The 7,019-nt window shown below is 71.5% G+C and carries 8 protein-coding genes; 4 read left to right on the forward strand and 4 right to left on the reverse strand.

Annotated elements, in window-relative coordinates:
• The 3 genes from ACTIDRAF_RS30400 to ACTIDRAF_RS0221555 form a co-directional block, all read left to right on the forward strand.
• Positions 1-367: hypothetical protein (locus ACTIDRAF_RS30400; protein WP_039788687.1), on the forward strand; the 367-nt coding region annotated here is incomplete at its 5' end.
• 3 nt (positions 368-370) lie between these two features.
• Entirely contained in the window at positions 371-760 is a 390-nt protein-coding gene (locus ACTIDRAF_RS0221550) for a hypothetical protein (protein ID WP_016700789.1), read from the forward strand.
• A gap of 113 nt (positions 761-873) precedes the next feature.
• The gene (locus tag ACTIDRAF_RS0221555; protein WP_157163193.1) at positions 874-1,173 is read left to right on the forward strand and encodes a hypothetical protein; all 300 of its coding nucleotides are present in this window, start codon (positions 874-876) and stop codon (positions 1,171-1,173) included.
• 427 nt (positions 1,174-1,600) lie between these two features.
• Here ACTIDRAF_RS0221555 and ACTIDRAF_RS0221560 read toward each other — a convergent pair whose 3' ends face one another.
• The 4 genes from ACTIDRAF_RS0221560 to ACTIDRAF_RS0221575 all read right to left on the reverse strand — a co-directional run bounded on the left by ACTIDRAF_RS0221560 (position 1,601) and on the right by ACTIDRAF_RS0221575 (position 5,903).
• Positions 1,601-2,395 carry a carbohydrate ABC transporter permease gene (locus tag ACTIDRAF_RS0221560; RefSeq protein ID WP_245533606.1) on the reverse strand — a complete coding sequence of 265 codons (795 nt, stop codon included), beginning with the start codon at positions 2,393-2,395 and terminating at the stop codon, positions 1,601-1,603.
• Positions 2,396-2,496: 101 nt separating this feature from the next.
• Entirely contained in the window at positions 2,497-3,396 is a 900-nt protein-coding gene (locus ACTIDRAF_RS0221565; RefSeq protein ID WP_016700792.1) for a carbohydrate ABC transporter permease, read from the reverse strand.
• A gap of 58 nt (positions 3,397-3,454) precedes the next feature.
• Positions 3,455-4,831: an ABC transporter substrate-binding protein gene (locus ACTIDRAF_RS0221570; protein WP_016700793.1), complete on the reverse strand. Its 1,377-nt coding sequence runs from the start codon at positions 4,829-4,831 to the stop codon at positions 3,455-3,457.
• Positions 4,832-4,880: 49 nt separating this feature from the next.
• Positions 4,881-5,903 carry a zinc-dependent alcohol dehydrogenase family protein gene (locus tag ACTIDRAF_RS0221575; protein ID WP_026066364.1) on the reverse strand — a complete coding sequence of 341 codons (1,023 nt, stop codon included), beginning with the start codon at positions 5,901-5,903 and terminating at the stop codon, positions 4,881-4,883.
• Between the two features lie 132 nt (positions 5,904-6,035).
• Between ACTIDRAF_RS0221575 and ACTIDRAF_RS0221580 the strand changes: the two genes are divergently transcribed.
• Positions 6,036-6,998 carry a sugar-binding transcriptional regulator gene (locus ACTIDRAF_RS0221580; protein WP_039788689.1) on the forward strand — a complete coding sequence of 321 codons (963 nt, stop codon included), beginning with the start codon at positions 6,036-6,038 and terminating at the stop codon, positions 6,996-6,998.
• Positions 6,999-7,019: the final 21 nt, after the last annotated feature.

Consider the following 7,019-nt stretch of genomic DNA (forward strand, 5'->3'; position numbering starts at 1 on the left):
CAGGAGGACCGACGGCGACCGCCGCGCCCGGCCCGTCCACTGGCCGAGCCAGTGGACGGGAGTGTGCCGCGTGTCCGAGACCGATGTCCCGCCGCCCCGCCGCCGGTCGCGCCGCGCCAGGGGCCTGGCCGGTGCGGGGTTGGTGGTGGCCTTCGCGCTGATCGGCGCCCTGGTCGCCGCCGTCGATGGTGGCAGGCTCCGGGAACTGCTGGAGCTGCCGGCTCCGTGGCTGCTCGCCCTGGCTGTCACGCTGGGCGGCGCCGGCTGGGTGCGCTCACGCGCGTGGCGGAAGACGCGCCGCGACGACGAGCGGATGCGCGGCCGGGAGGCGGAGATCCGGCGGAACGCCGGCGAGTCGGGGAGGTGAGGAGTGCCCCCACGTCGTCGTACCCCGTGGAGCCCTCGGCTCCTGATCATCAACGCCGTCCTCAACACCGTCACGGCCCTGCTGTTCACCGTCGCCGTTGTCCTGCACCACCGGGAGAACGGTGAGATCAACGGGTGGTTCGTCGCGACCGGATCGCTCTTCGCGGTGTCCGCCGTGATCTACTGGGTGCGGTGGAACGCCGCCGTTCGGGAGGACAGGAGGTCGGAGCGCCAGCCAGGTGACCGCGCTCGCCCCGGGCACCGGACCGACCCGGATCCCCCCGAGGAATCCCCGCCCAGCGGTGTCGCCGCCCCAGCGCCGTCCCGACCGAGCCACCGTCGCCCGCCGCCAGACCCGCCCGGGACGGGCGGTGCCACCGGCGGCGTATCGTGATCACCGCCCCCGCCGGCCTCCCGTGACGAGGCCACGCGCCGGCCATCGAGGCCGCCGGCCCGGCGTCACCAGGCCCTGGGCCGCCCGAGGACGACACCACCGGGAGTGAGCACGTGGCCGCACCCCATCCGCCAGCCTGGAGCCAGCGCGTCCTCGCCGTGGCCGGCGTCGCGGCCGCCGCCAGCGCGGTCATCTTCGCCGTGAGCGCCGTCGTGGACCGTCCCGAGGGCGGCGGCGCGCACTGGCCGGCCGTGGTCGGTGTCCTGCTCGGCGTGGTGATCGCCGTCCAGTGCTGGATCACCCACGCGCGGGGCCGTGGCGCGGGACGGGGTCGCCCGCCCCGGCGGGGACCGGCCGTCGGGGCGGGTTCACGTTCCTCCGGCACGACCTCCTCGGACCCGTCGTCGGGCTGAGGTCATCGGCCGCCCCGCCCGGGCCAGGGCGCGGCCGCGTCCACTCGGGTGTTCGGGTGCGCTCGCCGAGGACGGGAGCTGGTGACGGCCAGCGCCGTACCCGGAGCCCGGGCACCGCCCATCCCGTGCGGACCGCCCCGCCCCGCGCCAGAAGCGGACCGCGCCCGGTCATCCCGGCGGGACAACGGTGACCCGGCGGGCCTCGACGGTGGTCGGGGGAGACCCGCGACCCGTGGCCGTCCTCGGAAGGACCGGTGAACGTGCGAACGCCCCGGCGCGGTCCGCGCGAGGCGGCCACGCCGGGGCGTTCCTCCGACGCCGCGCCCACCAGGGAACCCCGACGGGGGCGTCGGGCCACTGAGCACGCCGGCACGGGCTCAGTGGGTCCGTGGTCACCGACCGGCGTGAACCGCGCGGTGACGGCAGATCACTTCACCGCACCCATCGACAGACCACGCACCAGCTGCTTCTGCGCGGCCCACCCGGCGAGGATGACCGGGAGCGAGGCCAGGGTGGCCGCCGCCGACAGCTGCGCCCAGTACAGGCCCTCACTGGTGATGAAGCCGACCAGGAACACCGGCACGGTGGCCGCGCGGGCCGCTGTCAGGTTCACGGCGAAGAAGAACTCGTTCCAGGAGAAGATGAGGCAGATGAGTGCCGTCGCGGCCACCCCGGGCAGCACCACCGGCATCAGGACCTGCCGCAACATCTGCGGCAGCGTCGCCCCGTCGACCCGGGCCGCCTCCAACATCTCCTTCGGCACCTCCATGAAGAAGGACCGCATCATCCACACCGCGATCGGCAGGTTCATCGCCGTGTAGAGGACCACCAGCGTCCAGATGTTGTCCGCCAGCGACAGCTGCTGCGCCGCGACGTAGAGCGGCACGATGACCGCCGCGACCGGCAGCATCTTGGTGGAGATGAAGAAGAACAGCACGTCCTGGGTGCGCTTCACCGGCTTGATCGACAGCGCGTAGGCCGCCGGGGTGGCCAGCACGATCACCAGGATCGCCGAGATCAGCGTCGCCCACACCGAGTTCAGCAGGTAGGGCAGCACGCCCCGGTCGAACACGCTGCGGTACTGCTCCAAGGTCGGCACGAAGAACAGCGTCGGCGGGTCGCTGTAGGCCTCCGCCTCCGACTTGAACCCGGTCAGCGCCATCCACAGCACGGGGAAGAAGAACGCCAGCCCCAGCACCCAGGTGAGCGTGGTCAGCGCGATACCGCCCGCCCGCTGCGCACCGGTCTGCTTGCGCCGGCCCGCCGGCGCGCCCGACCTCGACTCCGCCGGCCGCGGTCTGCTCGTCAGCTCGGTCGATGCGTTCACGAGTCCTCCCGGGAGAAGCTGCGGAAGATCAGCCGCATGGCCACCGTCGCGACGATGATCGTGCCGATCACGGTGACGACACCCAGCGCCGCCGCCTGGCCGACGTCGAAGCCCAGGAAGGCCCGCTGGTAGAGGTAGAAGGGCAGGTTCGTCGTGGACGTCCCCGGCCCGCCCTGGGTCATCATGTAGATGGTGTCGAAGGTGTTGACCACGTAGATCGAGCCCAGGAGCAGACCCAGCTCGATGTAGCGCCGCAGGTGCGGCAGGGTCACCCAGCGGAAGGTCTGCCAGCGGTTCGCGCCGTCGGTGGCCGACGCCTCGAGCACGTCCTTGCCCTGGCTCTGGAGCCCGGCGAGGACGAGCAGCATCATGAACGGCGTCCACTGCCACACCAGGGCCGTGATCACCGCGGCCATCGGGTACTGCGACACCCAGGCCACGCTGTCCACCCCGAACGGGCTGAGGACGAAGTTCAGCAGCCCGAACAGCGGGTCGAAGATCGTGGTCTTCCACAGCAGGGCCCCGGCTACCGGCATCACCAGGAACGGGGTGATCAGCAGGGTCCGCACCACCCCCCGACCCCTGAAGGGCCGGTCGAGCAGGATCGCCAGCAGCACACCGAACAGCATCGCGATCAGCACGCAGCCGCCGGTGATGAGGATCGTCCGCAGCGCCGCGCCCCGGAAGGTGCTGTCAGCGAAGACGTTGATGTAGTTGTCGAGGCCGACGAACTCCGAGGAACCCGGGCGTACCAGGTTCCAGGACTGCAACGAGTAGAAGATCGTCAGCAGGAACGGGAGCTGCGTCACCAGGATCGCGAAGATCAGCGCCGGCATCAGGGGGGCGCGTCGCACCCACCCGGTCCGCCGGACGGCCTTCTTCATCTCCGGGGTCATGCTCGCGGGGGCGGGAGTTGGTCCCTCCGCCGTCTGCACCGTGCTCACCAGCGACACCTCATCCCTGATAGGTCTGGCCGACGGTCTCGGCGTACCGCTGGGACTGCTCCAGGGCCTCCTCGACCGTCACCGACCCGGCGACGGCGGCGGAGATCTGCTGACCCACGCGGGTCCCCAGGTCCTGGAACTCCGGGATCCGGACGAACTGGATGCCCTCGTAGGGGATGGGCAGCGTCGTCGGGTTGCTCTCGTCGCCGCTGGCCAGCGCCCGCAGGGTCGGTTCGGCGAACGCGCCGGCGACCTCCGCGTACTCGGGGATCTCGTAGGTGGACAGCCGTGCCCCCGGCGGGACCCGGGACCAGCCCAGCTCCTCACCGACCAGCCGCTGGTAGTCCTTGTCGGTCACCCACTGGATGAACCGCCACGCCTCGTCCTTGTGCTCCGAGGTCTCCGGGATGCTCAGCGACCAGGAGTACAGCCAGCCAGCCCCGTCGGTCTCCTGGACCGGGGCCGGCGCGTAGCCGCTCTGCCCGGCGACCAGGCTCTCCGAGGGGTCCTCCACGGCGCTGACCATGGCGGTCGCGTCGTACCACATGGCCGTCTGGCCCTGGCTGTACCGGGTCAGGCAGTCGGTGTAGCCGCTGGTGGCCGCGCCGGGCTGGCCGTGCTCGCGCACCAGGTCGACGTAGAACTGGACCGCCGCGGCGGTCTCCGGGGAGTCCAGGGCCGCGTTCCACTCCTCGTCGAACCAGCGGCCGCCGAAGGTGTGGATGACCGTGCCGAGCGGGGCGAGGTTCTCACCCCAGCCGGCCAGTCCGCGCAGGCAGATGCCCGACCGCCCGTTGGCCGGGTCGTCCAGCACGCTGGCGAACTCGGCGATCTCGGTCCACGTCGGCTGCTCGGGCATCGTCAGCCCGGCCTCCTCGAAGAGGTCCTCCCGGTACACCAGGAACGACGACTCGCCGTAGAAGGGCACCGAGTACATGTCGCCCTCGTAGGACAGCGACTCCCGGATCGTGGGGATGAAGTCCGCGTCGTCGTACTCGGGGTTGTCGTCGATGTAGGGCTGGAGGTTGACCAACCACCCGTTCTCCGCCCACATCTGCGTCTCGTAGTTGCTGATCATCACGATGTCGTACTCACTGCCGCCGGTCGCGACGGACGCCGTGATCTTGGCGCGCGCCTCGTTCTCGGGCAGGCTGACGAACACCGGGTCGATGTCGGGGTTGGCGGCCCGGAACTGGGAGGACAGCGTCATCGCGTCCTCCATCTGCGGGTTCGCCACGATCGCGACCGTCAGGCGGGTGCGGTCGCCGGAGCTGCCGAGGTCGCCGGCGCCGGCGCAGGCGCCCAGCAGCACCGGGACCGTGAGTAAGGCCGCGACGACGCGCGCCGGGCCTCGACGGCCCGGCGAACGGCGTTCGGAGATGGACATCGGTGTCCTCCCGGAAGGACGTGGTAGCGGATCGAGGGGCGGGGCGGGGTCAGGAACCGGTGGTCTGGCCCTGGTCGAGCAGCGTGGGGGAGACCTGCACCTTCAGCCCGGTCCCGGCGCGCACCATCTCCAGCGCCGACGGGAAGGACGACAGCGGCAGGGTGTGGCTGACCAGCCCGGTGGTGTCGATCAGACCGGACTCGATCAGGTTGAGCGCGGCGCCGAAGCTGTGCAGCACCGCCATCGAACCGACGATGCGGATCTCGTCGTTGTAGATGCGGAACGGGGAGAGGCTGATGCGGGCGGTGTCGGCGGCCACGCCGAAAATCTGGAGCCGGCCGCCCCGGCGGAGCGCGTCGAAGGCGCCTTCGATGGCCGGCGGCGCACCGGTCACGTCCACGGCGGCGTCGAAGGGCGCGGTGTCGAGCTCCTCGATGCTGGTGGCGGTGGCCACCGCCCCGTGCCGCTCGGCCATCGGCAGGCGGGCGGCGTTCCGGTCCACCGCGTACACCCGGGCGCCGGCGCGGGTGAGCAGCTGGATGATCAGCAGGCCCATCGTGCCGGTGCCGACGACGAGGATGCGTTCCCCGACCTCCACGCCCAGGGTGCGCACGCCGTGCACCGCGCAGGACAGCGGTTCGACCAGCGCGCCGTCGGCGTAGCTGGTCGTCTCGGCCAGCGTGTAGGCGGTGTCGGCGGGGACGGCCACGAACTCGGCGAAGGCCCCGTTGACGGTGTCGCCGGTGGCGCCCCAGTTGGCGCAGAGGTTGCCGTGCCCGGCCCGGCAGGGCGTGCAGTAGCCGCAGAACAGCGACGGGTCGACGGCGACCCGGTCGCCCACGGCGACTCCGGTGGCGACGCCGGGACCGACCTCGACGACCTCGCCGGCGAACTCGTGGCCGGGGACCAGCGGGTAGGGCGAGGGCGGGAACTCACCGTCCGCGATGTGCAGGTCGGTGCCGCAGATCCCGCAGGCTTCGACCTTCACGACGATCTGGTCGGGCGTCGGTGTCGGATCCGGCACCTCCCCCACACGGACGGTTCCGGGTACGTCAATCACCGCTGCTCGCATGACCTCACCTTTGATGCTCATATGAGCACATTCGTGCACATCTGTGGCGTAGAGTGAATACCGGCATCGGTGCGGTGTCAACTGTTCCGTCGTCGGCGATGGGAAACGGAGACCGTGAGTAGGATTCGTCGGATGTCCGAGCCTGCTGTGCCCTCGACCGAGTGGGGTCCCGCCGAACTGGTGCTGGCCGCGGCGATCGCCCGCCGCTTCTACCTGGACGGGCTCTCCAAGGTGCAGATCGCGGCCGAGTTCGGGCTCAGCAGGTTCAAGGTCGCCAGGCTCCTCGACCGGGCCAGGGCCACCGGTCTCGTCCGCATCGAGATCGGCCGGACCGCCGACATCGACACCGAACTCTCCCAACGGCTGCGCGTCCACTTCGGCCTGCGCAACGTCGTCGTCGCCGACACCCACGACGAGGACCCGATCGACCTGCGCGACCAGGTCGGCCGGCTCGCCGCCACCGTGCTGACCGAACTCGTCGCCGACAACGCCGTGCTCGGCGTGGCCTGGGGCCGCTCGCTCCAACGGATGAGCAGGGAACTGCGGTCACTGCCGCACTGCACCGTCGTGCAGCTCTGCGGGGCCATCCCCCAACCCGGCGTCTCGGACAACAGCCTCGAACTCACGCGCAGCGCCGCCCAGGCCGGCGGCGGCACCGCCGTCATCTACTACGCGCCCCTCGTGGTGGCCGACGAGGCCACCGCCGCCGCGCTGTGCGGGGACCCCAGCGTCGCCAAGGCCCTGAGCTACTACGACCAGCTCGACACCGCCGTCATCGCCGTGGGCGGCTGGGGTCCCGGCGAGTCCACCGTGCACGACGTCCTCAGCGAGGACGAGCAGCGGCGACTGGCCGAGCTCGGCGTCCGCGCCGAACTCTGCGGCAACCTGCTGGACGGCGAGGGACGGGTGGTCTCGGACGGGCTGGAACGGCGGACGATCGGCGTCAGCGTCGAGCAGCTGCGCGCCACCCCCGAGGTCATCGCCCTCGCCTACGGCGCGGAGAAGGCCGAGGCGCTGCGCGCCGCCCTCCGGGGGAACTTCATCAGCACCCTGGTCACCCACACCGCCCTCGCCGAGCGGCTCCTCGCCGTCTGACCGGACGTCCTCGCCGTCAGC

This window comes from Actinoalloteichus spitiensis RMV-1378, assembly GCF_000239155.1.
Taxonomy (GTDB): domain Bacteria; phylum Actinomycetota; class Actinomycetes; order Mycobacteriales; family Pseudonocardiaceae; genus Actinoalloteichus_B; species Actinoalloteichus_B spitiensis.